We start from the raw sequence: 24063 nt of genomic DNA on the forward strand, positions 1-24063 counted from the left end.
TTGGGTATGAACCCCATATCGTTACAAAATCACCTCTTTTTCAGTGGCAATTGTCAATACTTCGTTGTCTTTTAAACGCACCGCCAATCCAAGCGTTTTGGGGACTTCATAATGGAAGAAGAATTTCATCGTATGAATTTTTCCTTCGTAAAAAGCCAGCTCTTCGCCGTCAGGATTTTGCGTAACAATGGTGCGCTGCGCCACAACGGCTTGCTTCAGCCACTGCCACGCCACGGTACTGATGCCAAACATTTCCATGTATAAGGTGGCATCCATCAAAAATCGCTCAATATCGCCCTGCATTGCAAAGGGCATCAAGGCCATCGTTACTTCCTGTAAACGGGCCAATTCAGTCTTCAATTTTTGGGCGTAAGGTTTCAGGGTTTCGTGGTTTTCTGCTTCGGCAATGGTTTTGGCCACTTCCCCAAAAAGATATTGCGCAGGTTTACCACCTTTCATAGTCATCTTACGACCAAGCAAATCTTGTGACTGAATGCCAGTGGTTCCTTCATAAATCGGAGTGATACGAATATCACGATAAAGCTGTTCCAACGGAAAATCTTCCGTAAAACCATATCCTCCTAGCACTTGTAGTCCATTGCTCACGGCCACCATTCCCATTTCGGTCGGATAGGTTTTTGCCACGGGCGTCAGCAATTCAAGCATCAAATGGTATTTTTCCTTCTCTTCTGGGTCTTCGCTCGCGTGAGCAATGTCAGCACAACGGGCAGTTTCCATCAAAAGTGATAACGATCCTTCTACGATTGCCTTTTGCAGCAGCAACATTCGTTTTACATCTGGATGTTGAATGATTGGAATTTGAGGGCTATCCAAGGCCGACTTTTCATTCAATCGACGGCTTTGGGGACGCTCTTTGGCGTATTGCAACGAAGCACCATACGCTGCCGAAGCAATTGCCACGCCCGTCATTCCTACGCCGATGCGGGCTTCGTTCATCATCTGAAACATGTAATTAAGCCCTCGGTGCGGTTCGCCCACCAACCAGCCGTGACAATCATCGCGGTCCCCCATGGTCAGGTGCATGGCAGGAACACCCCGTTGACCTAATTTATGATAGATTCCTGTAGAAGTTACATCATTTTCGGTGCCGTCAAGGCGGTATTTGGGTACTACAAAAAGAGAAATGCCTTTGGTACCCTTGGGCGCACCGTCAATCCGTGCCAACATCAGGTGAATAATATTTTCGCACTGATCGTGGTCACCAGCCGAAATAAAGACCTTTTGGCCTTTGATTCGGTAAGAGCCATCTGCCTGCGGAGTAGCTGAGGTCGTAATATCAGATAATGAACTTCCAGCTTGGGGTTCGGTCAGGGCCATGGTGCCTTGCCATTTTCCGCCAAGCATTTTTTCTACGTAGGTTTGTTTTAATTCTTCTGAAGCAAAAGAAGCAATCAGCCGGGCCGCCCCCGAAGTAAGGCCAGTGTACATCATGCCGTTGTTAGCTGCCATTAAAATAAACCCAAGAATAGAATTAACAATTTCGGGCAATTGCTGGCCGCCGTCTTCAAAAGAAAAGCCCGTGCCAATCAGTCCCGCGTCGCCCATTGCTTTGAGGTATTCGCCTACTTTTGGATGTACGGTTACTTTGCCGTTTTTCAGTTCTGGCTGGTTTCGGTCCAAATCACGAAAATGCGGAAACATGATAGTATCGCCTATCTGGGTGACGGCATCAATCGTCATGTCAAACGTTTCGCGGTCATGAGCGCTGTAGTAGGGGTAGTGCGTTAACTCGGTAGCATTAAATACTTCGTAGAGAAGAAAATTAAGGTTACGACGGCTATAGTACTGGGCCATTGACAGTTAAGCAGTTAGAAGGTTAAGCAAAATGGTTTTATTAGTATGCAAGCATACCGAATTGCAAAGATATATAAAAACTTTACAAGATAAACAGACCCACAAAAAAAGCGGCCCGAAAGCCGCTTTTGGTATGATATCCATACACTTAACTTTCCAAGTCTTCAAGACTTGGAAAGTGTTCCGTTTTCTACGCCAAGGTATTCAAATCAAACGGCAATTTTCGGATGCGCTTGCCCGTTGCGGCAAAAACAGCATTGGCCAGCGCTGGAGCTATCGGTGGCAATCCTGGCTCACCTACTCCACCTGGTTCGGCGCCGCTTTCTACGATATGAATCTCAACCGCAGGCATCTCGTTAAAACGCATTACATGGTATTGATGGAAATTGGTATGGTCGGCTTGCCCGTGCGTAAACGTCACTCCTTTTTTAACCGCCGCCGTGATACCCATCACAATATTGCCTTCAGTTTGGGCTTTCACATTGTCTGGATTTACGTAGTGCCCACAGTCAATGACCGACACGACTTTTTCCACTTTCACGCCCGCTCCGTGCTTGGCTACAGTAATGCAACACGCACTGATACTACCAAAAGATTTAAATACAGCGATGCCTTTTCCGTGTCCAGCGGGAAGTTTTTCTCCCCATTTGGCTTTTTCTCCCAATGTTTCGAGCACTTTTTTGAATCGCTCATCGGTTATCATTTCAAGACGCGCTTTCAATGGGTCTTTGCCCGCCGAATGGATAAGTTCGTCCAAAAACCCTTCCTGACTAAACCCAAAATTGGACGCGTAAACCGAGCGCCACCACACAATCGGAATCTCAGTATCCACGTGCGTAAACGACACTTTGAAGGCTGGAATCGTATATTTTTGTTCTTTTTGGCTCAACTCCCCGCAAATCCAATCGTCTGGCTTATCATTTGGCGCTTTGAATACCTGAAACTGAATAGATTCTCCAATAGGATGGTGGTGATAGGCTACAATATTGCCTTTCTCATCAACCCCTCCCTGCATCCGCGCCATCATACCGGGGCGGTACGGCCCTTGGGTGATGTCATCTTCGCGCGTCCAAACCAATTTGACTGGTTTTTTCACTTCTTTCGAAAGAAAACAAGCTTCCAACAAAAAATCATGGTAGGCTTTACGGCCAAAGGCTCCGCCCAACAACGCTACGTTTATTTTTATTTGTTCAGGTTTGATTTTGAGATACCCAGCCAAGTCGCGCAAGGCCCAATCTGGCCCTTGAATTGGTGCCCAAACTTCCGCCGTACCGTCTTCTTTTACGTGCGCAATGGCATTTTCAGGCTCCATTGGTGCGTGTGCCAAAAACGGAGTTTCATAAAGCGCTTCCAATTTTTTGGCTGCACCGGCAAATGCCGCTGCAAAATCACCCGATTCTTCACCTTTTAGGCCTTCTTTGGTAGCCGCTTCCGCGCATTTTTTGAAATAAGCATCGGTAGTTAAGGTATGTGGTACTGTTCCGTTGTCCCAATGAACTTTTACTACTTTTTTGGCCGATAAGGCCGCCCAATAATTATCTGCGATGATTGCCACGGCTTCGGCCGTGCGGTGAGGCATTGGGCGCTCACACTTCAAAACTTTTTGTACCCCTTTGATTTTGAGTGCTTCGGTATCATCAATTGATACTACTTTTCCAAAGATGTGGGGATTGTGAATCATGACGGCATAGACCATTCCAGGTACTTCAACGTCAATACCAAAAACGGCCTTGCCTGTTACCCGCGCTGGTACGTCGAGTCGGGGGGCGTATTTTCCTACAATCTTAAAGTCTTTGGCCTCTTTGAGTGCGGGGTTTTTAGGTACTTCAAATTTTGAGGCTTCGTCGGCTACTTCTCCGTAAGTCAACGATTTTCCACTCGGTCTGTGGAAAACTTTGGCTTCTTTGGCATAACACTCGCTTTCAGGAACGCTCCAGCGCTGAGCGGCGGCTTTCACCAGCATTTCCCGGGCAGCTGCTCCTGCCTGACGGATTGGCTTCCATAAGGCCCGTACGCTGCTGCTTCCGCCCGAGGTTTGGTCGCCGTACTTTCCTTTTCCATCTGACTGCCAAATAGTTACTTGATCAAGACGCACTTCAAGCTCTTCGGCCAACAGCGACGGTACAGCCTGCGTAGAACCTTGGCCCATGTCAGGTCGCGGATTAATCAAAATGATTTTTCCGTTTGGCTCAATCACAATAAATGGATTGATTTCGAGGGCCAATGCAGAAGGCCCTGCTCCGTTTAAATGAATGACCGTTGGCTTAGAGGAAGCCGAAAGGCCCATCATCAGACCCGCCGATGATAAGCCAAGTGTTTTTATAAAATCTCTGCGATTGCTCATCTTTTTTGTCTTTTTTTGCCTAATGACACATCACTGTTGATGCGCATGTTGTGGTTTATTTTCCGCCAGTTACGCCTGTTTTAGGAGTATCTTTTGCCGCTCGTTTAATCGCTTTACGAATACGGTCATACGTACCACAACGACAAATATGGCCGCGCATAGCAGAATCAATATCGGCATCGGTAGGGTTGGCTTTTTCTTTCAACAAAGCACTTGCCGCCATGATTTGGCCCGACTGGCAATAACCACACTGCGGCACTTGCTCCTCAATCCACGCCTGTTGTACTGGATGCAGATTTTCTTCAGTGCCGAGACCTTCAATCGTCGTAATTTTTTTACCAATTACGGCCTGCACAGGAAGCACACATGAACGGGTAGGTTTACCTTCTAAATGAACAGTACAGGCACCACACTGCGCAATTCCGCAGCCAAATTTGGTACCTTTTAGTCCTACAAAATCGCGGATTGCCCAGAGGAGCGGCATTTTGGGGTCAATATCAAGGGAAAAGTTTTTTCCGTTGACATTCAAAGAAATCGCGGCCATAGTTTCAAAAAGGTTCTATTGGAGTTTATTTTTAAGTAAAGTTTAAGAGAATATGGGGCAAAACCAAGTTTTACGGATGAAAGCACAATTTTCCAAACCCAAAATACATAAAACCCGCCTGAAATGCCCGTAGATGTGAGTTCGTTATTTTGTTTTTCCGAACGGATTTTGAAAAAGATGCTTAATATCGGTTTCGACAAAATGGGCTTTTTTAAGAAGGGCTTTTTTTAACAGCTTTATATATTCTGATTTGGGAATCTCAATCGCCCCAAATCTACGTACATTGTCATTGATGAACTGCGTGTCCAGAAGATCGTAACTTTGCTGTTTAAGAATTTCAATCAAATAATGAAAAGCGACTTTGGAGGCATTGCTTACGGTGTGAAACATGGATTCTCCAAAAAAAACACCCCCAATGGCAACACCGTATAAACCACCCACCAGTTCATTATTTTCGTAGGTCTCGACGCTATGTGCAAAACCCATTCGATGCAACTCAGAATAGGCGCTGATGATTTCATCAGAAATCCAAGTGGATTCTTCATCTTGTCTGGGCAAAGCGCAGCCTTTCATTACACCCTCAAAATCAGCGTTCACTCGAATCTCAAATTGTTGTTTATTGAGGATGGGGCGCAGCGATTTGGAAGGTTTGTAGGTATCAAGCGGAATAATGGCCCGAGGGTCTGGAGAGTACCAATAGAGCGTACCATCGGCATCGGCCATTGGAAAAATTCCATTCATGTACCCATAAATAAGATCGTCGGCCGACAAAAAATTCATAAAAAACTACCCGTATTTCAACCCCAAAAATACAATAAAAACGTCAACGAGCGATGAAATGGACGATAAGTATTCTAATTTTGATGATGGCTTGTGCCGCCGAATCTCCTATGAACAACGACCAGACTCCAGCGCCTACACTCGTCCCCGGACAATATCGTTATTTGTCCCTAGGCGATTCTTATACCATTGGTGAACGGGTAACGCCCGAAGAACGTTGGAGCGTCATTTTGAGTGATTTGTTGCGCAAAAACAACATAAACATCGCCAATCCAGAGATTATCGCCAAAACGGGCTGGACAACAGCCGAGCTGATGGAAGGTATTAAAGGCAGAAATCCTAAAGGCCCTTACAATTTGGTTTCTATCTTGATTGGGGTAAATAATCAATACCGTGGTCAATCCATTGAGCGATACCGCGAAGAGTTGCACGAACTTCTTCAACAATCCATTGGATTTGCGGGCGGAAATATCGAACGCGTTTTTATGCTTTCAACCCCCGATTGGGGCGTAACACCATTTGCCAAAGGAACCGACCAGGCCAAAATTGCCACCGAAATTGATGCATTTAACAATGCTGCCAAGGAGGAATGTGAAAAATTAGGGATTGTATTTATCGATATAACCCCACTCTCTCGTACGGCTCGCAACGATGCCTCACTTATTGCGGATGACGGGCTTCATTTTTCGGGAAAAATGTACCGTCAGTGGGCTGAATTTGCCTTACCAACGGCACAAAATCGGGTAAATAAATAAGTAGGGTAAAATGTGTTAAGGAAAATGAAATATCCTAAAACGATTTTGAATATCTTCTTATATACGTATTGAATTAAGAAAAGTCACTTTTATTGATTAAAAAAATATACTATTCCCAAAGACGCCCGAAAAGTACGCACATCAGGACGGTCTTCAAACCCCTGACCATTTGCTAAAAAACTGTTAAACTTCCCAAAAGTACCGCCAATCCGACCATTTATAGCCAATTGAGTGGTGATAAAATAGTTTACGCCGCCGCCCAACCATACCCCAGGGCCTTTCAACTGAAACTCGTAAAATCGAGCATTCAATAAAACGGGCTTTATTTTCAGGTTTGTCAATGCGTAGCCACCTTCTACAAATGGACGCACTTTTTGCAATGTTCCGCCAAAATTAGCCCTTATACCAGCAACTAGCGTTCCCATTTGATTGATGTCCCATTCTGACTTGAATTTTAGGGTTTGGGCTTCATATTGGGCAAATGCCTCAAAACGCTGGTTAAAACCATACCCCAAACGAACACCAGCTCCTATTCCATTTGGATCTGATTCATCTAGTTGGTCAAAAAACGTGGACGACCATTGAACAAGACTGCCGTACAAATGCACATTTAAGCCTTCGATATTAGACTGAATATCCTGCGCACGCAGTAAAAGTGAGGTGGTCAGAAACAAGAGAGGCAATAGAATTATCTGTCGTAGCATTGTTTTAAAAGGTTAGAATGGAACGGTAAGAGTAGTACGAGTGGTACGTAGATTATTGATGCGGCGGCCTTGCTGAAACACCACCTCATCGCTGGCTTTATCGCTGTATTCGGGGTATTTGATGGCTATCCATTGATTATTGACCGCTTCAACGGCTTCAAATTGAACAGCTAAAAGCGCTTTTTGTGAATTGGAAGCGGGTCGAGCTGACGTAACGCGGGCCCGCACCCGAGCTCCTGTTGACACCACCATTAAGCCATCTATTTGAATGGGTGACACCGCTCTCAGCCAAACGATTTGCCCTGCCACCGCGTCCGATGAAATTGTTTGGGTGAACTCTACCGCAAAAGGCTCATTTCTTACTTCGACCGTTGCCATTCGAACGGGTACTTTGTGCTCTGGCTCTTTGGGCTTTTCTTCTTTTTCAACAGGCTTAGGCTCTTCCTTTACGGGGGGGGTATCTTCTGGTTTTTCGTCGACTGGTACCTTCTTTTTTACTGGGTTGGATGGGGTATTGTTAATGGGCTTTGAAGGTTTATCAATCGGAAGGGCTGATTCTTGTTTAGGTGGCAAACGCACTACCACTTCCGCTTGAGCAATTGTAGGAAGGCTGTTCTGTTTTTTTTCAACCGCTGGGCCAACTACCTTTTTTGTTGTGTCTGTTTGAACCAGACCAAAGGGTGGTTCTTTACGGTCATCGTCTTTTTTATCTACGCCAACAAGCCAAAACCCGACAATCCCCGCCGCAATCACGATAGCTCCCAACAATATCAACCCTTCCAAACTCAACAGATTAGCCGTGAGTTGTTGCGTTCCTGATTGCTTCTTAGGTTGCGTATCGGCACCCGCCAACCGAGTAGGTGCTACCTGTGGTTTATCAGTCTTAACATCTGCCAAACGAGTGGAGGGTAGGGGCTTGGGAGTCGTATCAAATATTTGGAGGTTAATCGGCCCAGGTGCAACCACCAACGTCAAGGCCTGACGTAATTCTAAGGCTTTAGAAAAGCGTTTTTCTGGTTTCTTTTGAAGCAGTACCTCCAAAATTTCGTCTATCTGTTTGGGCAAATCGCCCACCCGTGTTCGTGCCGAAATGGGTTTTTTAGTCAGAATTTGGTTGATAAGGGTTGTATCAGTGGCAGGTTCAAATGGCAGTTTTCCTGTCAATAGTTCGTACAATAACACCCCAACGGCGTACAAATCCGACTGTACTGACGGCTCCGCGCCATTCAATAATTCAGGGGCCATGTATTCCAAGGTACCAACCACCCTATCTACCCGGGTGAGGCGCTGACTGCCAACCATTCGCGCAATGCCAAAATCCATCAGTTTAACCGTTCCTTCACGGGTGAGCATCAAATTTGCGGGTTTGATGTCTCGGTGCAAAATCCCTTTATAATGAGCGTGTTGCAACCCATCAAGGGCCTGAATAACAATCCTGATGGCCGTTTCTAATGGCAATTTTCCTTGCTTAGACACCAAGCGCTCTAAAGTCATTCCGTCCACCAACTCCATCACCATCACATTGTCGGACCGAACTTGAAGAAAATTGTATAAGGTCGCCACATTCGGATGGTTAAGTTGGGCAGAAAGCACAGCCTCATTCCGAAACCGTTCCATGAAAGTAGCGTCGCGCAACAAATGTGGATGCAGCATTTTGATGGCTACAGGACGACGAAGAAACGTATCGGTGGCACGATACACCGTCCCCATACCTCCTTCGCCGAGGAGCTCTTCAATATGATAGTTTTGTAGGGTTCGGCCAATCATTTCAGTAAACAGTAACGGTTAATTATTTAGGCAATTTCTTCAGTTGGGCGGAGGGCTTGCTGTGCTTCAGAAGAGAGACGCTCAATCAACAACACGGTGATATTGTCGTGGCCACCGCGTTGTTTGGCGGCTTCTACCAACTGCTGCGCCGATTCATTCAAGGTGGGCATAAGCATCAGTTGCGCAATTTCATCATTGGTGAGATAGTCGTATAAACCATCGGTACATAGCAGCAGACGATCATCGCTTTCGAGGGAATGGGTCATGGGTTCGACATCAATTTCCACTTTGTTGTGGGTACCCATGGCACGAGTGAGTACGTTTCGTTCTGGATGTTTTTCGGCTTCTAGAGGAGCAATAACCCCTTGCTGAACAAGCATTTGAACATACGTATGGTCAGTTGATAATTGTAAAAGTTGGCCGTTTTTGAGCAGATATAATCGGCTGTCACCTACATGGGCAATGTACAATTTAGCATCGCACACCACCACCGCCGTGCAGGTTGTGCCCATGCCGCGCTGACGTACATTACGGCTTGCCGCCTGCCAAATGGCACGATTGGCTTTGGTAAATGCCAAAAACAAACTTTCTTCGGGTGTTTCTTCCCGTTGGTAATACGTTTTGGCAATGGTTTCCACTGCCATTTGAGAAGCGATTTCTCCCGCGGCGTGCCCTCCCATGCCATCTGCCACAATCGCCAGAAAACCTTTTGATGACCGTACCAACAAATCTGCTGGGCGCACAAACCGCGCCGCGTCTTCATTGTTGGTACGCACACAACCTACATCCGATACCACCACGGCCCGTAAGTCGCTGAAAGATTCTGACAGGGAGGCGTCAGTTGCTTTATTTGATAACCATTTTTTCCAGAACATGGCACGTAGAGGTTCGGTGTAGGTCAATGATTTTTTGTTCTTAGCCAACGTTTTACAGGGATTTTTTCCATAAAATCTGTGAAAGTATCCACCCATTCTGCAAGCGAAAATCCGTTGTCTGCTGGGCTTTTTAATTCTTGCAGCAGTTCCGTCGCCGTCATTCGATTGGTGCTATTGATTCGCAACAACCTATGAATAAGACGCTTGCTTCTTTTTGTCAAGTGTGGAACCAATAAATCAGGGGAAGTGTACTCTCCTCGTTCTATTTTTAAGCGAACTTCCGTTTCGCTGCGACCGTCGAAAGGCAAATGCCCCGTCAGCATTTCGTAGAGTAAAACCCCTAACGACCAACAATCAGATTGAATGCTTACTTTGCCATGAAACTGCTCAGGAGCCATATAATGCGACGTTCCGACGATGTATCCTTCCTGCGTGAGTTTGGGCGTATAAGTCGATTTGGCAATTCCAAAATCCAACAATTTGGCAAAACTCTCACGGTTTACTTTTATGTTTCCCGGTTTCAAATCGCGGTGGATGATGTGTCGTTCGTGCAAATAAACTACCGCCAACACTATCTGCTCCATTATCTTCCAGACAAACGCTTCGGGCAATCGCCCTTGTCGTTTGATGAGTTTTTCAAGCGTAATTCCTTCGACGTATTCCATGATAATGCAGGGCGTACCGTTTTCAATCGCGTATTCGTAAAGGGCCGCAATGTGAGGATGTTGCACAGAAGCCTGAATATAGGCCTCGTTACGAAATCGGGCGGCTTGGTCGGCACGATAGAGGACTTTCACCGCCGCAGGGCGGCGAGAGGTCTGGTGTTGTGCTTGATACACTTCGCCCATTCCTCCCGAGCCGAGCCATTGCGTTAAAACGTAGCCTTTTATGTTTTGGCCTAATTGCATTTTATTGGATTTTCGATGATTGATTTTATCGAATAAAGAATCTAATTATCAGAAAATTACACCCTTAAAGCATAGATTAATAAGCTGCTAATTATTCACTTTTAGGCGTTTTCAACAATTCCATTCCGTACTTGATGGGAATGGCGAATGAGATGATTCCCTGCCGGGCATCGCCCCCCCCCGCGTAATAAATCCCGATGACGTTTCCTTTTTCGTCAAACATCGGCCCACCGCTGTTGCCGCCGCCCGTGGCGTTCAAATCCAGTTGGTAGCTGTCGCCGAAACCCGATTGTTTGGTTGAAAATTCGGTGGAGCTTGCCACTACTTGCTGCACGTGGCCTGGCGAAGTAACGGGCGAAGCCACTTCAAATACCTCAGCATTGGGTTTGAAAGGGTCATTTGACTTACGAACTACGCGCTGCTGCGGAGCACCACCGGGATAACCCATCACGATAATCTCTTCGCCCGCTTTTACCGAACCGTAATTATCTTTGAGCGTCACGGGAGCTAGATTGTTGACATCCACCTTGATAAGCGCCACATCATGACTTTGTGAAGGCGTAATCAAACGGGCTTCATACGGCTGTGAGGTATTGGCAAAGACCACTTTTAAGTATTTGTTGCGGCCTTCCACTTGCGCTGGCCGACCATCCACCATGGTAGCTTCCGAAGGAACCCAGCCAAAAATTTGTTCAGCTCCTACGGTTGGCTCTTTGGCCAATACAGGCTGGCCCGTTTTATCAAGCCCCTGCACCAAATAACCCGGGAAGTTGTTCCATGCAAAGCCCGAATAGCGCGTTTTCCAAGCAGCACCCACGTGGCGGTTGGTCAAAATCTGACCGTCGGAGCTTACTACAAATCCGCTGCCCGTTCCGGTAGAGCCCACGGGTAAGCCCACCAATGATTTTTTCTTGGTAACTAAATAAGGCTCGATGCCGTTTTGGGTCTGCACAAACAGCGGACGGAATGTACCTTGCGCATCGGGGCGGTATTCATGGTACAACTCCTCGTTTTCTTGCACTTCGTACAGTTCCCACGAAATAAAAATCTTCACTACTTTATCGGTGTTGGCAGAAGCGATAGCGGCAGTAGAAATTGGCTTGCCCCGCTCTACTTTTTCCTGCAATGCCACCATTTGGATTCGGGCTTCTTCTTGTTGTTTTTGGAGCGCCTGATTGTATTTAGCATCCATCTCTGCTTGGTCTTCTCGGGTCGAATTCCAGAACACGAATCCTAAAGAGCCAAAAATCACAAAAGCAGCGGCCATAGCAGCCCAAAGCGTACGACGAGATTTGCTGCGTTCGGTGTTGATTACCCGTTCAAACGTCTGCTTGCCAATGCCCGTTTTGATGGGTGTTGATTCAGAAACTTCTAACGGTACAAATTCATTGGTAGGTTTAACGACTTCTACCAATCGAGTGGCGGGCATTAATTCGGCGGGACGCGGGTCAATGTCAAAAATAAAAGCGGGGCCATTATTTCCGAGTTGGATTTCGTCGCCTGGCTCGATGGAAGTTTGACCTTTTACGCGTGTTTTGTTGACAAAAATTCCGTTGCGGCTGTTGTTGTCAATCAACACAAAAGCCAACGGGCCTTCTTTGACGATTTTGCCATGCTCACGGCTAACAACCGTATCAATTTCAGGATCGAACTGAATATCGCTGTCGTTTGAGCGGCCCAATGTAAGTTCATTGTGACCGTTAAAATCAAATTCTTCCACTTGATTTGCTTTGGCTCCCACAAGGTGACGAATGACGAATTGTTTGGCGGTAGCGTTCATTGTTGTAATGTTTTCAGATTTTTTTGATGACTATTTCTTTTTGAATATCAGGAAGTTGCTTTACTTTCAGTGCTTTTGTTGCCTCGCTTCTGATGATACAAAGTTCCTCCAAAAAGCCACGCTGGTAAATCCGGAAACACCTACATTTTGGGTAAGGGAAACCTGTATTTTGAAGTATAGGAAAACCTGTAGTTAGCCCAAAACCGTGGCGGCAAGCCGCCCGATATTGAGGGTACGGGCGTTTGAATCGATGATTTCGCGGTAAAGCCCCCCTGCCGCATACAGCGTTTCGTGGCTACCTTTACCAATAATTTCACCTTCCTGCATTACATAAATTTGGTCAGCGTCCATGATTTGGCTGATACTGTGCGAGATAATCAATACGGTACGATTTTTCTTGATGGCATCGATGCTGTCTTTGATTTGCTCCGCCGTGATGGCATCCAAACTTGCGGTGGGTTCATCCAAGAAGATAATGGGGGGATTTTTGAGAAATAAACGCGCAATAGCAATCCGCTGCTGCTGCCCACCCGACAGCGCTTTGGCTTCGGATTGATACCCATTGGGCATCTGTAAAATTTGTTCGTGCAGACTCGCTTGCTTAGCCGCCGATACGATTTCGTCTGGGGTAGCTTCCAATTTTCCGTAACGAATATTTTCTTCGATGGTACCCGAAAAAATATGGTTTTTCTGCATCACCAAACCCACATTTCGACGAATCCAGTGCGGGTCGTATTCCGTCAAGGGTTTTCCATCAAGCAGAATTTCTCCATGCGTGGGGAAATAAAAGCCCGCCAATAAATTCATGGCTGAACTTTTTCCTGCCCCCGACAAACCCACCAATGCCGTTGTTTTTCCTGCTTCCAAATGCAGATTTACCCCATTTAAGGCTTGCTTTCCGTTGGGATAAACAAAATCAACGGCTTTCATTTCGAAGGTTCCAGCAAAAGATTTATGCACAAGATTCCAATGGTTTTTCGTTTTGCTTTGACTGTTTTCGAGATAGGAGTTGTTCTCAATCATGTCAAAAAAGCCTTCGGCATAAGTGAGGGCTTCGCTGTATTCATCATAAATGCGGTGGAGGTGCCGCACGGGCGCCGAAACGTTGTTGAACAACATCAAGTGCAGCAAAATCGCCCCGATGGTCATTTGTTGGTTCAGGACAAAGTAGATGGTGACCACAAAAACCATGACCACGCCCAACTGCTCCGCAATGCTTTTGAGGCCATCAAAAAGATAATTGGTTCGGTGGTGTTTTACTTCGCTGTCTGAGAGTTGTTGGGTTAGTTTCCATTGGCGACCCGTCTCGTATTCTTCTCTTACAAAAGACTTTACGACAAAAATAGACTCAATAAGGTTAAAAAGTGTGTTGGCTTTTTCTTCACGCAACTGTTGAATATTGCGTCGAATCAGTTTTTGACGTTTGGATTGTTCCCGACTGATGAGCGCATAAAGTGGCATGATGAGGGTAGCACATACGCCCACCCAAATGTTTTTTTTGTACATCAGAGCCAAAGCCAACAACGCATTGGCAAACATGGGCACAATATCCACAAACAAATTTTTGACGGTTTTGGTCAGACTCTCGATGCCTTTGTCGATGCGTTTTTCAAGCTTTCCAATTTGGTTTTGCGAAAGCGCAAAAAAAGACAAATGATACGATACCATTCGCTTGATGCTGTAGTTGTGTAAATCGGCCGCTAACCGAAACCGCAGGCGGTCGCTCAAGAATTTTTGCCCCAATTGTACCAGCAAATTGATAATTTCTTTAGCAAACAAAACCAACACTAGCCCGCCCACTATCCAAGCGATTTGTTCTTGGGTTTGGTTTTTTTTGTCAATAACTTCCTGAACGGTATTGACGGTATATTCCATCACCAAAGGGGTTACTTGGGCCAATAAAGCGCCTACGCCCGTGAGAATAAAAGCACCGATTAAACTCTGACGATACTTTTGAACAAACGGCCAAAGCTTTTTTATAAGGGTGACGGTCGACATGAACTTTAGGGGTGAGAAGTGAGGAGATAGGACGAGCGGCCCCGTACTTATTTTACAATTTCTGCATAAACTCACGGGTGTTGAGCGTGGCGTCTGATTCGTAATCATAAAACAGTTCAACCATAGAAGACACAATGTGCGGGTCATCGGTGAGGAAAGCGGTCAATTTTGAAGGGCGGCCGCTGGAGTTGGAGCCACTCCCTAAAATACACACACACAAGGTTTTCTGAATACCAGGGGTGTTTTCACGGGGGGTGCTTATAAACAATTGAATGGGCAGTGTCTTGTTGACTTTGGTAACGCGGACCCCCAAGTCCAGCATTTCGCGCATGGCCTGCGAATGTTGGTTGTAGAGTTGACGAATCAAAACTGACTGTGCATTCGTTTCGTCTTGTCCGTTCATGGCAATCATAAAACGGTTGTGGTGGGGTACGGTTTCATTAACGGCCAGCGCCGAATTGCTACCACTTCGGTAGGTTTCGACCGACACATGTTCGTTGAATATTTTGCCTAAATATTTTAGAAAAGCGTGGCTTGAACCTTCGTTTTGATCATTGAGTGTTACAAATTCAACGCGGGCACCGCTGCCGATTTTTTGCAGATAAATAGCCGTTTCTTTGAGTTTATTTTCAACATCGGTACAATCTCGCAAGAGCGCTTCGGCGCGTCGGGCGTAGTCAAATTGGGTAGCATGGCGCAGTTCATGGGGTTTTAAATCAGCGTGTTTGGCCACCAAGTCCATCCGAAAAGGGGAAATCGCCTCAATTTTGGCCGTATTTGACAGCACCAATAGGCTATTTCCCTGCATTTTTGAAAGCTCTATTACCTTATCAATACCTTCCAACACATCTTTGGTACCTTCCATGAGCTGCACTTTCTCGTTGACCTTGCCGCTTACTTCCATCATGATGCCGTTCAGCGACTTGGTCGCCTGCACCAACAACCCGGTTTGGGTTTTAATGTGGTCCATTTCTTGTTGATTGAGGCGTTCTTTTTGCCGATTTATTTTCTCAGTAGTAACCGTCAAAAACAACCCAATAAAAATCCCGACAATTCCACCCACCAAACCAGCGATGTCCAACTCACGAATATACTTATCAATGCCGGGGCTGAAATAATTTTGCGGGTCAGTCCAATTACCGTTGACAGATTGAAAATCAGACAGGTAATGCATCGTATCGTAAAAAATATAATACCACTTTAAGCCCAAAGAAATGAGCAAGATGATGAAAGGAATTAGAAAGAAGAACGTAAAAAGCAGCGTGTGTTTTTTGGTAATGTCAAACAAAACCGCAAAAAAGCCCTCATCATGGGCATTGGTTGAATGAATTTGAGGCTTAGAATACTCTATTGGCGCAGCGTTGGATTCCATGAGTGAAAGCATTTTTATCGTTATGATTGAACGATACAAAGTTCTTTCAAAACCCAATGCCCGTAAATCCGGAATCACCTACATTTAGAATACAGGAAAACATACATTTAGAACGTACAGGTTTTCCTATAGAGAAGCAAAAATTAAATCATTCCCGACCAGCCAAGCCCAAAACTTACCGCGTTGGCAACTAGTCCAATGAGGAAGCTTTTTGACCAGCTCACCTTCCATAAAGTCCTTATCCACAGGCCCTCCACGAGTGCCACAAGGAGCTCCAAAAAATAAATATTACCCCCGAATTGATAATAATAGTAGACAAGAAACGTCCAAGTAGATACGTTGATTAGCGCACCCAGCCCAACAATAGACGTCAGGCGGTCGGTACGTCGCAAAAACAAGCAGAGGATTGGAATCTCAATCAACCATGTTTTGAGAAGATGAATCCACATATTAATGCTTTTGGCGGGCTCGACGATACCGCACAAACAGCAACACGGCAATAGACAAAACACCAACTAGTAATAATACATCAGAAACTGGCGCTGGCGAGCCAGTCGGTACTTCCACAAGGTCTGCAAAAGCAACGCTAGAAGCAACCATCAAAAAAAGACAAAAAGTAAGCTTTTTCATAGAGGACAGTTACAATAAACATTTGATAATCAATATATTAAAAACATATAAACTCCAACAATCAAGGCTTGTTTCGAGCGCGACGATAGCGGATATAAAATAACGTAGCGATGGCCACCACTCCCGCCACTAACAACAATTCTGTACTACTATCACTGGATTGGCTCGATTGATTATAATTTCCAACCTCATCAGCCCAAACCGACGATACCATAAATTGCGCAACCAGAAAAAATAACTTTTTCATGAATTGTAAAGGGTTTTATGAAGTTTGAACGCGTAGAAATATAATCCCCAAGCGCACAGGCCTAACAAAATTAATTGAGGTAAAAAATAAATCTCTGACAGCATCGAAGAATAAGGTATAACTCCCCCCAAGGCAATAGCCAAACCAAACGTTGCCCCGCTGATGGTAGCGGGCAGTTTTGGAAAAATCCGTTGCAATGCCGTCACGCTCACGGGTGTAACCGACTGTAACAAACCTGTTCCGAGCATTAACCAGAACAATTTCCGATACCCCCACGACAACGCAGGCACTGCAATCGCCAAGGCCGTCAGGGTATACAATCTCGCTCCAATGCGGTCGGCCAACCAGCCTCCCGCGAGTTTTCCAATCATGGCGGCCAAGGCGGTATAAAACAGCCATTCGTATTGATGCGTATACACCAACTGAACAAAATTCCAGACTGCCGACCGCATAGCAATGGCCGCCAGCAACAAAATCATGAGATAATCGTGCGTATCGAGCAGCGGTTGTTCTTTCCATTGAGTATCATTTTTTTGAGCGTCCGGGAATTTTGCCCAACTCAGAAAAAACATTATTGAGGCTAATCCCGCCATCAGAAAATACATAACCCAATGCCAGTGCAGAGCCGCCGCCCATCCGCCCAAGGCCAACCCCAAAACCCCAAATGCCGAAAACATACCCACAAAAACCGATTTTTGGGGAAAACTCATCAACGTTGTACCGCCACCAGCCACGTGAAAAAAAGCCGAACTAATCCCCGCCAACGCAGTAAAAAACCAAACATTTGTCGTTGAAAAGAAAAGTGCAGCAATCATGACCACCAATGAAATCACCGAAGCAGCCCGAAACTGACCGATTCGGTCCAGCCATATACCAGCGGGAAGTTGGCCGCCAAAAGCCAATATATTGTAGAGCATCACTACTCCTGCAAGCTCCCCAAAATTGGCCCGATGGGCCAAGCCTCCCATCAAATATCCCGCCGCCGCATCCGAAAAACCATGCCCAAGCCCTAAGGCCAAGACCGTAGGTTGACAGTGTTGAAAAAGAACGTTTTTTTTTGCGAAAAACATTAGTTTAGGCGGAGTTTTACTTTGGGCATCAAGTTGTTATCAAATATCAGATAAATGCTGTATTTAAGCAAATTTACCCAACTGAAATGCATGGTATCAACCTTTTGCATTTCTTTTTTCCTTCAGGAATCCCGCCGTCACAACTCAGCACTGAAACATCTATAATTACCTACATTTTAGCTATAGGAAAACCTATATATTTGGGCTATCGGCTTGGAAATGATTACGTTTTGTACTTATTTTCCCTATTCTACAATCAATGGAAGTCGATGAAGAAATGTTTATTTTGCTTTTGCTGTCTTTGCTTTTCGGCTCACGCCCAAAAAACCGATTCCTTGCTACGGGTATCGGCAAAAACAGCGGTGGATACCCATAAAGTAAACGTTTTGTACGACCTAGGACGGGCTTTTTGGCTTCAGGGAAACGATTCACTGGGAAAGATGTACTGTAATCAATCAGTGCTGCTAGCGCAAAAACTTCATCATTTACGCGGCGAAGCCAAAGCAAGGTTACAATTAGTTCGAATTGAAAATGAATACCTTACCGACCTAAACACCGCTTACGCCCACCTCGACGCTACCTTAAAAATTGCAAAATCTCTTCCTGATAAATCATTGGAAGGACAAGTGTATTTTCGTCGGGCCCAACTGTATGAGAGTTTTTTTGAGAAACAACCACAGGTGAACCAACTGCTTAACCAGGCCTTACGATTATTTATTGAAACCAAAGATAAAGTCTGGCAAGGTACCGTATATGCCGAAATGGCTATTTTGCTCATCAGCGACGGTAAATACGCCGCTGCCATAGACTTGATGCTCAAGGCGCGCAGACTTCAGGAAGAAACCAATGACCTGATGGCCTTGCGCTCTACCATTCCCAATTTAGGGAGTTTTTACCGCGAAATGGGCCGCTACGAAAACGCCTTGGCCTGCTTCAAAGAAGCCGAAGTCATTGCCCAAAAACTTAATGACGAACGCCTACGAGCATACATTTTTAGCCAACGCGCCGAAATTTTTGAAAATCAGGGTAAATACAAAGAAGCATTGAATTCGTATCAACGCGCGGCCAAAATCCACGAGGTTTCGCATGCAACTCAGTGGTTGCCAAGAGCGTACGGACGAATTGGCGGGGCGTATTTTAAATTAAAAGAATACGAAAAAGCACTGCAATACACCCGTGCTGCCGACAGTTTATACAAAAGCCAAATAGACTCTAACGAATCCTTGGATCACCTTTCTCAAATCAATTTCGGCAAGATTTATTTGGTTTTTAAACAATACCAAAAAGTGATTTCGTACGCCCAAACTGGGTTGGAATGGGCGGCCGGTTCGGAGCCACCACTGCGCAAGGAAATGGCCGAATACCACCGTCAACTGGCCCAAGCCTATGAATCATTGGGCCAATCTCAAAAGGCGCTTTTTCATTTCAAAAACTATAAAGCCGAGTCAGACAGTATTCTCAACAACGAGGCGCTCCAGAAAATTACCGTTTCTTCGATGACCTATGAATTTGAGAAACAACAACAAGCCACCAAACTTCGTATTCAAGCCCTTGAAAACACGCAACTTACCCAAACGCGCAACATTCTTATTGGGCTTTCTCTTTTGGGAGTATTAGGGTTGGGGTTTGTGTTGTGGTCCAATCGTAGGTTAAAAACCAAAAATGAAGAACTCAAAACCAAAAATAGAGAAATTGAAGAAGCGCTTTTCAAAGGACAAAAAATTGAACGCAAACGAGTGGCTTCCGAACTTCACGACAATCTCAACACCAAACTTGCCGCCGTCAGATGGCATTTGGAAGCCATGCAAGCCGAAGACTTTAATCCTTTTAACCAAAAGATTCACAGTCGTTTGATTGATATGGCCAATGATGTTTATGCTGATGTCCGGCTAATTTCGCACAATATGCTCCCAGCCGAACTAGAAACCCACGGACTGGTCTTTGCTTTACAAAAATTGGTGGAAAAACTGAACGTAAACACAAAAACCGAATTTCATTTTGTAGCCGATGCAGACCAAACGCGCCCTCCGTCGCAGGTAGAACATGAGCTTTATAACGTCGGACTGGAATTGGTCAATAACGTACTTAAACACGCCCACGCCACAGAAGTATGGATAAGTTTGAGCCAAACCGAAACCCAACTCTCGCTGACCGTCAGCGACAACGGCGTTGGAATGCACACCGAAAGTCAATCAGACGGAATAGGAATGCAAAATTTACAAAACAGAGTGGATGTTTTAGCTGGAAAGCTAACGCTTGACAGTTCACCTGAAACTGGCACCAAAGTAAGCGTTGAAATACCTATTCAATTATGAAAAAAATCGTATGCTTCCTTCTTCTTTTCCCCATTTCCTTGGGTTTTGTTCATGCCCAAAACCTACTGCTAGACAGTCTTATCCACCACATTAACGACTTATCCACAAAAAAGGTCTCTATCCAACGCGATACCAACATTATTTTGAGTTTGAGCTTACTGACCGAGCGCTCACTTAACATGGGCGATTCTCGTAATCAGTTTTTTTTGGATTCGTTACAACGTTTTACAAAAAAAACCAATTGGCCCAAAGGCTTAGGTTTACATGAACGGGCTTTGGGAAAACAAAACGACGTGAAGGGAAATTATACCGAGGCGCTCAAACATTACACCAACGCCATTCAACTCCTCAAAAAAGCAGGAGGGGATTCGTTTGAACTGGCATACGCTTACGTATTGGCCGCTTTTGTTTTGAACAATAATGGATTGACAGACAAATGCCTTGAGATGCTGAATGAAGCCCTACCTTATGCCAAAGCCACTAAAAACAAAAACAATCTGTGCTGGATTTACGATTTTCTGGGCGACTATAATTACTATGATTCGTTTGGCATTAGGAATTATAAAAAAGCCCTGTTTTACTATAAAGAAGTAGAAAAAAACATTCCCTACACCACCAGCCCAACGCTAAAGGCCGATAATCCGCATTGTCTGGCCAATGTATACATGAAACTCGGAGACGAAAAAAAAGCCAATGACTACCGCGACAACGCCTTACGCATTGCCAAACAGTACAACAACCGAGTAGTCATTTTTGCGACTTACGCCGATTTAGCCGACATTTATGAACAACGAAAATCGTACGAAAAAGCCCTCGAATACCGCAAAGCTAGTCTTGAATACGCCCAAAAATCAGGTTGGAAAGAAATGGAATCGCGGGCCGAAAATTACATTTATCAAACTTACAAGCACATAGGCGACTATAAAAATGCCCTCAAATACTACGAACTTCATAAAACACACGAAGACAGTTTAGGCCGATTTTCGGTCCAGAAAGCCTACGCCGAACTTCAAACTAAATACGAAGCCGAAAAACAGCGATTGCGTATCACCGATTTAGAAAAAGAGCAGTTAATTCAAACCCGAAATTTTCTAATCGGGCTTTCTGTCTTAGGTGTATTGTTGACTTGTTTTATTTTCTGGTCAAACCGTAAGCTAAAGGCAAAGAATCAACAACTAAAAACCAAAAACCGAGAAATAGAAGAAGCACTTTTGAAAGGGCAAACAATTGAGAGAAAGAGAGTTGCATCAGAACTTCACGACAATCTAAACACAAAAATAGCCGCATTACGCTGGCGTTTGGAAGCCCTTGATACCTCAAAATATCCAGAAGCTGACCAAAAAATTCACGCGGGCCTTCTCCAAACCCTCGAAGATGTATATGCCGATGTACGTCTTATTTCACATAATTTGCTTCCGACCGAACTCGAAACACAGGGGTTGGTCGCAGCATTGCAAAAATTGACCGAAAAACTCAACGGCAATGCTAAGACTGTTTTTCATTTAGTCGCCAACGGAATAACCGAACGCCTTAATCCCAAAATTGAATATCAATTGTACAGCGTTGCCCTAGAATTGGTCAACAACGTCCTTAAACACGCCCAAGCACAACAAGTTTGGATAAGTATTTCACAAAACGATGAAATAATCAGCCTGACCGTCAGCGACGATGGCAGAGGCATGTCAAACATTGAAAAAGCCACGGGCGTTGGCCTACGCAACATCAGCGCCCGCGTAGAAGCGTTGAACGGAACTTGGCTGATTGACAGTAAGCCAACAACGGGCACCAAAGTTAAGGTTGAAGTGCCCGTTTAAACCAATTTATGCCTGACGGCGTACTTAATGATTCCGATGGAATTTTTTACGCCCAATTTGCGAAGAATATTATGGCGGTGGGTTTCAACCGTGCCTACACTGATAAAAAGATGCTCGGCGATTTCGGAGGTGGAAAGTTCTTGCGCAATAAGCCGAATGATTTCTAATTCGCGCGCCGTAACCGCAATTGGCTCGCCAGGTACTTCGTTCGAAGGGGTAGAAGCCACCGCCGCTGGGCTCAACAACTCTTTCATGACGGCTTCGCTAAAGTACTTTTCGCCGCGAGCAACGGTCGTCAGCGCTTTTTCCAACTCTGCCCGATTGGCCTTTTTCATGACATAGCCCGAAATACCCGCCTGAAATGCCTGACGGATGTTATCGGCGTCTTCCGATACGGTTAACATCAAAATTTTTAAATCGGGAAATTTATCCCGGACCTGTAACGTAAGCGCCACGCCAGTAAGGTAAGGCATACTTAAATCAGTCACCAAAATATCTACCTCGTGGGTCTCCAAAAAGCCCATTACTTTACGACTATCGTTGAGCGTACCAACCACTTCCATATCAGAAATGGTCGAAATAAGCAGCGAAAGACTATCCAATACAATCTGGTGGTCGTCGGTGATGAGTACTCGAATAGACATTTTCCATAATACGTTAGGGTTATTCAAATGTAAAAGAAGATTTCGTTAAACCCAAAACCTTGATTTCAAAATGGTTCCTTCTTTGCCGAACCACTTTAAAACCCTAATTTTGCAGCCTTTAATTCATTCTTGTCGTGCTGTAAGCATCTAAAACTACGTCTAAGAGTGTTTTAGATGCTTACAGCACGACAATTAAAGCAATCACTACTAAAATTATAAACGTGGGTCCGATACAGATTAAACAGATTCTTTCAGAAGCCAACGTGGGCAGCGAAGTCGTTGTCAAAGGCTGGGTACGTACCAAACGCGAGAGCAAAAACGCCATTTTTATTGCACTCAACGACGGTTCTACCATTCATAATATCCAAGCCGTAGCCGAGCCAGGCCAAATCAACGAAGAAACACTCAAGTTGATAACTACTGGCTCGTGTCTGAAAGTAACGGGAAATTTGGTTGAATCCGTCGGCTCGGGGCAAGCCGTGGAAGTGAAGCTCACTGACGTGCTTGTGTATGGTACAGCCGACCCAGACGTGTATCCGTTGCAACCTAAAAAGCATTCGCTAGAATTTTTGCGGGAAATTGCGCATCTGCGTCCCCGAACCAATACCTTCAGCGCGATTCTACGTATTCGTCACGCGTTGGCGTTTGCTGTTCATAAATATTACAACGACAACGGTTTTTATTACCTGCATACGCCCATCATCACCGCATCTGATGCTGAAGGAGCGGGAGAAATGTTTCGTGTGACGACCTTAGACTTGAATAAATTGCCGCGTACCGACGAAGGCAACATTGATTTTAAAGAAGATTTCTTCGGGCGCGAAACCAACCTGACCGTTTCTGGGCAATTGGAAGGAGAATTGGGTGCCATGGCATTGTCTAAAATTTATACGTTTGGGCCCACCTTCCGCGCCGAAAACTCCAACACTACGCGCCATTTGGCCGAGTTCTGGATGATTGAGCCCGAAATGGCTTTCTTCGAGCTAGAAGACAACATGAACTTGGCCGAAGATTTTGTAAAATACGTTATCCGCTACGCCCTTGAAAACTGCGCAGATGATTTGAATTTCTTACAAAAACGCCTCGAAGAAGAAGAAAAATCAAAACCTCAAAACGAGCGTTCACTGCCTTTATTGGAAAAACTTCGTTTCGTGGTCGAAAATGCGTTTGAGCGCATTACGTATACCGAAGCGATTGACATTTTGATGAAATCCAAGCCATTTAAAGAGAAAAAATTTCAGTATGAAGTGGCATGGGGCGTTGATTTGCAATCAGAGCATGAGCGGTTTTTGGTCGAAAAACACTTCAAGAAACCCGTTATTTTGACCAATTATCCGCGGGCCATCAAGTCATTTTACATGAAACAAAACGAGCAAACGGCCAACGAACCCGGCCCCACTGTACGTGCAATGGACGTGTTGTTTCCGGGTATCGGCGAAATCATCGGTGGCTCGCAGCGCGAAGAAGACTACGATAAGTTAATCACCCGTATGCATGAAGTGGGCATCGAACCAGAATCAATGTGGTGGTTTTTAGAAACCCGTAAATTCGGAACTGCTCCGCACTCTGGCTTTGGCCTGGGCTTCGAGCGTTTGATTCTTTTCGTGACGGGCATGACCAACATCCGCGACGTGATTCCGTTTCCTCGTACCCCAAAATCGGCTGAATTTTAGACCCAACTTTCCAGAAGTTATTGATAAA

The 24063-nt window shown here is 45.2% G+C and carries 20 protein-coding genes; 4 read left to right on the forward strand and 16 right to left on the reverse strand.

Going from position 1 to position 24063, the window contains the following annotated elements; all coding sequences use genetic code 11:
- Window positions 1–21: 21 nt before the first annotated feature.
- The 4 genes from GVN20_RS10165 to aat all read right to left on the reverse strand — a co-directional run bounded on the left by GVN20_RS10165 (window position 22) and on the right by aat (window position 5483).
- Window positions 22–1815: an acyl-CoA dehydrogenase gene (locus GVN20_RS10165; protein ID WP_166558229.1), complete on the reverse strand. Its 1794-nt coding sequence runs from the start codon at window positions 1813–1815 to the stop codon at window positions 22–24.
- 190 nt (window positions 1816–2005) lie between these two features.
- Window positions 2006–4159, reverse strand: coding sequence for a molybdopterin cofactor-binding domain-containing protein (locus tag GVN20_RS10170; RefSeq protein ID WP_166558230.1), 2154 nt, complete (start codon window positions 4157–4159; stop codon window positions 2006–2008).
- Between the two features lie 55 nt (window positions 4160–4214).
- Window positions 4215–4703, reverse strand: a complete 489-nt coding sequence (locus GVN20_RS10175; RefSeq protein ID WP_166558231.1) for a (2Fe-2S)-binding protein — start codon at window positions 4701–4703, stop codon at window positions 4215–4217.
- Between the two features lie 144 nt (window positions 4704–4847).
- Window positions 4848–5483 (reverse strand): leucyl/phenylalanyl-tRNA--protein transferase, encoded by a 636-nt coding sequence (gene aat / locus GVN20_RS10180; RefSeq protein ID WP_166558232.1) that lies wholly within the window; start codon window positions 5481–5483, stop codon window positions 4848–4850.
- Window positions 5484–5536: 53 nt separating this feature from the next.
- Between aat and GVN20_RS10185 the strand changes: the two genes are divergently transcribed.
- Window positions 5537–6238, forward strand: coding sequence for an SGNH/GDSL hydrolase family protein (locus tag GVN20_RS10185; RefSeq protein WP_166558233.1), 702 nt, complete (start codon window positions 5537–5539; stop codon window positions 6236–6238).
- Between the two features lie 89 nt (window positions 6239–6327).
- Here GVN20_RS10185 and GVN20_RS10190 read toward each other — a convergent pair whose 3' ends face one another.
- From GVN20_RS10190 to GVN20_RS10240, 11 genes are all read right to left on the reverse strand, one after another.
- Window positions 6328–6942, reverse strand: a complete 615-nt coding sequence (locus GVN20_RS10190) for an outer membrane protein (RefSeq protein WP_166558234.1) — start codon at window positions 6940–6942, stop codon at window positions 6328–6330.
- A 12-nt stretch (window positions 6943–6954) separates the two neighbouring features.
- Window positions 6955–8709 carry a serine/threonine-protein kinase gene (locus GVN20_RS10195; protein ID WP_166558235.1) on the reverse strand — a complete coding sequence of 585 codons (1755 nt, stop codon included), beginning with the start codon at window positions 8707–8709 and terminating at the stop codon, window positions 6955–6957.
- A gap of 26 nt (window positions 8710–8735) precedes the next feature.
- Window positions 8736–9632 (reverse strand): Stp1/IreP family PP2C-type Ser/Thr phosphatase, encoded by an 897-nt coding sequence (locus GVN20_RS10200; RefSeq protein WP_166558236.1) that lies wholly within the window; start codon window positions 9630–9632, stop codon window positions 8736–8738.
- Entirely contained in the window at window positions 9608–10492 is an 885-nt protein-coding gene (locus tag GVN20_RS10205; RefSeq protein ID WP_166558237.1) for a serine/threonine-protein kinase, read from the reverse strand. The genes GVN20_RS10200 and GVN20_RS10205 overlap by 25 nt, the downstream gene beginning before the upstream one ends.
- Before the next feature lie 91 nt (window positions 10493–10583).
- A complete protein-coding gene (locus GVN20_RS10210) occupies window positions 10584–12272 on the reverse strand; it encodes a trypsin-like peptidase domain-containing protein (RefSeq protein WP_166558238.1) in 1689 nt (562 codons plus the stop codon).
- Window positions 12273–12464: 192 nt separating this feature from the next.
- Complete coding sequence (locus GVN20_RS10215) at window positions 12465–14270, reverse strand: ABC transporter ATP-binding protein (RefSeq protein ID WP_166558239.1); 1806 nt, start codon at window positions 14268–14270, stop codon at window positions 12465–12467.
- A gap of 52 nt (window positions 14271–14322) precedes the next feature.
- Window positions 14323–15654: a hypothetical protein gene (locus tag GVN20_RS10220; protein ID WP_166558240.1), complete on the reverse strand. Its 1332-nt coding sequence runs from the start codon at window positions 15652–15654 to the stop codon at window positions 14323–14325.
- 131 nt (window positions 15655–15785) lie between these two features.
- Window positions 15786–16091: a hypothetical protein gene (locus tag GVN20_RS10225; protein ID WP_166558241.1), complete on the reverse strand. Its 306-nt coding sequence runs from the start codon at window positions 16089–16091 to the stop codon at window positions 15786–15788.
- A gap of 1 nt (window position 16092) precedes the next feature.
- Window positions 16093–16272 (reverse strand): hypothetical protein, encoded by a 180-nt coding sequence (locus GVN20_RS10230; protein WP_166558242.1) that lies wholly within the window; start codon window positions 16270–16272, stop codon window positions 16093–16095.
- Window positions 16273–16333: 61 nt separating this feature from the next.
- Entirely contained in the window at window positions 16334–16519 is a 186-nt protein-coding gene (locus GVN20_RS10235; RefSeq protein WP_166558243.1) for a hypothetical protein, read from the reverse strand.
- Entirely contained in the window at window positions 16516–17589 is a 1074-nt protein-coding gene (locus GVN20_RS10240) for an MFS transporter (protein WP_166558244.1), read from the reverse strand. Before GVN20_RS10240 ends, GVN20_RS10235 begins: the two co-directional genes overlap by 4 nt.
- A gap of 269 nt (window positions 17590–17858) precedes the next feature.
- On the opposite strand from GVN20_RS10240, the gene GVN20_RS10245 reads away from it, so the two are divergent.
- Window positions 17859–19904, forward strand: a complete 2046-nt coding sequence (locus GVN20_RS10245; RefSeq protein WP_166558245.1) for a tetratricopeptide repeat protein — start codon at window positions 17859–17861, stop codon at window positions 19902–19904.
- On the forward strand, window positions 19901–21718 hold the full coding sequence (locus GVN20_RS10250) for a sensor histidine kinase (protein ID WP_166558246.1): 1818 nt from the start codon (window positions 19901–19903) through the stop codon (window positions 21716–21718). The genes GVN20_RS10245 and GVN20_RS10250 overlap by 4 nt, the downstream gene beginning before the upstream one ends.
- On the opposite strand, the gene GVN20_RS10255 is transcribed toward GVN20_RS10250, so the two are convergent.
- On the reverse strand, window positions 21715–22362 hold the full coding sequence (locus GVN20_RS10255; RefSeq protein WP_166558247.1) for a response regulator transcription factor: 648 nt from the start codon (window positions 22360–22362) through the stop codon (window positions 21715–21717). The two genes, GVN20_RS10250 and GVN20_RS10255, sit on opposite strands and share 4 nt — an antisense overlap.
- A gap of 221 nt (window positions 22363–22583) precedes the next feature.
- On the opposite strand from GVN20_RS10255, the gene asnS reads away from it, so the two are divergent.
- Window positions 22584–24035 (forward strand): asparagine--tRNA ligase, encoded by a 1452-nt coding sequence (gene asnS, locus GVN20_RS10260; RefSeq protein ID WP_166558248.1) that lies wholly within the window; start codon window positions 22584–22586, stop codon window positions 24033–24035.
- Window positions 24036–24063 lie beyond the last annotated feature (28 nt).

Origin of the sequence: Runella sp. CRIBMP (genome assembly GCF_009905605.1) — a bacterium.
In the GTDB taxonomy this organism is placed as follows: Bacteria; Bacteroidota; Bacteroidia; order Cytophagales; family Spirosomataceae; genus Runella.

Bases quoted from the DNA above. Each gene is read 5' to 3' on its own strand.
- GVN20_RS10225 (WP_166558241.1), bottom strand. From the start codon at position 16,091: ATGTGGATTCATCTTCTCAAAACATGGTTGATTGAGATTCCAATCCTC.
- GVN20_RS10185 (WP_166558233.1), top strand. From the start codon at position 5,537: ATGAAATGGACGATAAGTATTCTAATTTTGATGATGGCTTGTGCCGCC.
- GVN20_RS10190 (WP_166558234.1), bottom strand. From the start codon at position 6,942: ATGCTACGACAGATAATTCTATTGCCTCTCTTGTTTCTGACCACCTCA.
- GVN20_RS10170 (WP_166558230.1), bottom strand. From the start codon at position 4,159: ATGAGCAATCGCAGAGATTTTATAAAAACACTTGGCTTATCATCGGCG.
- GVN20_RS10240 (WP_166558244.1), bottom strand. From the start codon at position 17,589: ATGTTTTTCGCAAAAAAAAACGTTCTTTTTCAACACTGTCAACCTACG.
- GVN20_RS10215 (WP_166558239.1), bottom strand. From the start codon at position 14,270: ATGTCGACCGTCACCCTTATAAAAAAGCTTTGGCCGTTTGTTCAAAAG.
- GVN20_RS10255 (WP_166558247.1), bottom strand. From the start codon at position 22,362: ATGTCTATTCGAGTACTCATCACCGACGACCACCAGATTGTATTGGAT.
- GVN20_RS10235 (WP_166558243.1), bottom strand. From the start codon at position 16,519: ATGAAAAAGTTATTTTTTCTGGTTGCGCAATTTATGGTATCGTCGGTT.
- GVN20_RS10165 (WP_166558229.1), bottom strand. From the start codon at position 1,815: ATGGCCCAGTACTATAGCCGTCGTAACCTTAATTTTCTTCTCTACGAA.
- GVN20_RS10210 (WP_166558238.1), bottom strand. From the start codon at position 12,272: ATGAACGCTACCGCCAAACAATTCGTCATTCGTCACCTTGTGGGAGCC.
- GVN20_RS10230 (WP_166558242.1), bottom strand. From the start codon at position 16,272: ATGAAAAAGCTTACTTTTTGTCTTTTTTTGATGGTTGCTTCTAGCGTT.
- GVN20_RS10220 (WP_166558240.1), bottom strand. From the start codon at position 15,654: ATGCTTTCACTCATGGAATCCAACGCTGCGCCAATAGAGTATTCTAAG.
- GVN20_RS10205 (WP_166558237.1), bottom strand. From the start codon at position 10,492: ATGCAATTAGGCCAAAACATAAAAGGCTACGTTTTAACGCAATGGCTC.
- aat (WP_166558232.1), bottom strand. From the start codon at position 5,483: ATGAATTTTTTGTCGGCCGACGATCTTATTTATGGGTACATGAATGGA.
- GVN20_RS10175 (WP_166558231.1), bottom strand. From the start codon at position 4,703: ATGGCCGCGATTTCTTTGAATGTCAACGGAAAAAACTTTTCCCTTGAT.
- GVN20_RS10245 (WP_166558245.1), top strand. From the start codon at position 17,859: ATGAAGAAATGTTTATTTTGCTTTTGCTGTCTTTGCTTTTCGGCTCAC.
- GVN20_RS10195 (WP_166558235.1), bottom strand. From the start codon at position 8,709: ATGATTGGCCGAACCCTACAAAACTATCATATTGAAGAGCTCCTCGGC.
- GVN20_RS10250 (WP_166558246.1), top strand. From the start codon at position 19,901: ATGAAAAAAATCGTATGCTTCCTTCTTCTTTTCCCCATTTCCTTGGGT.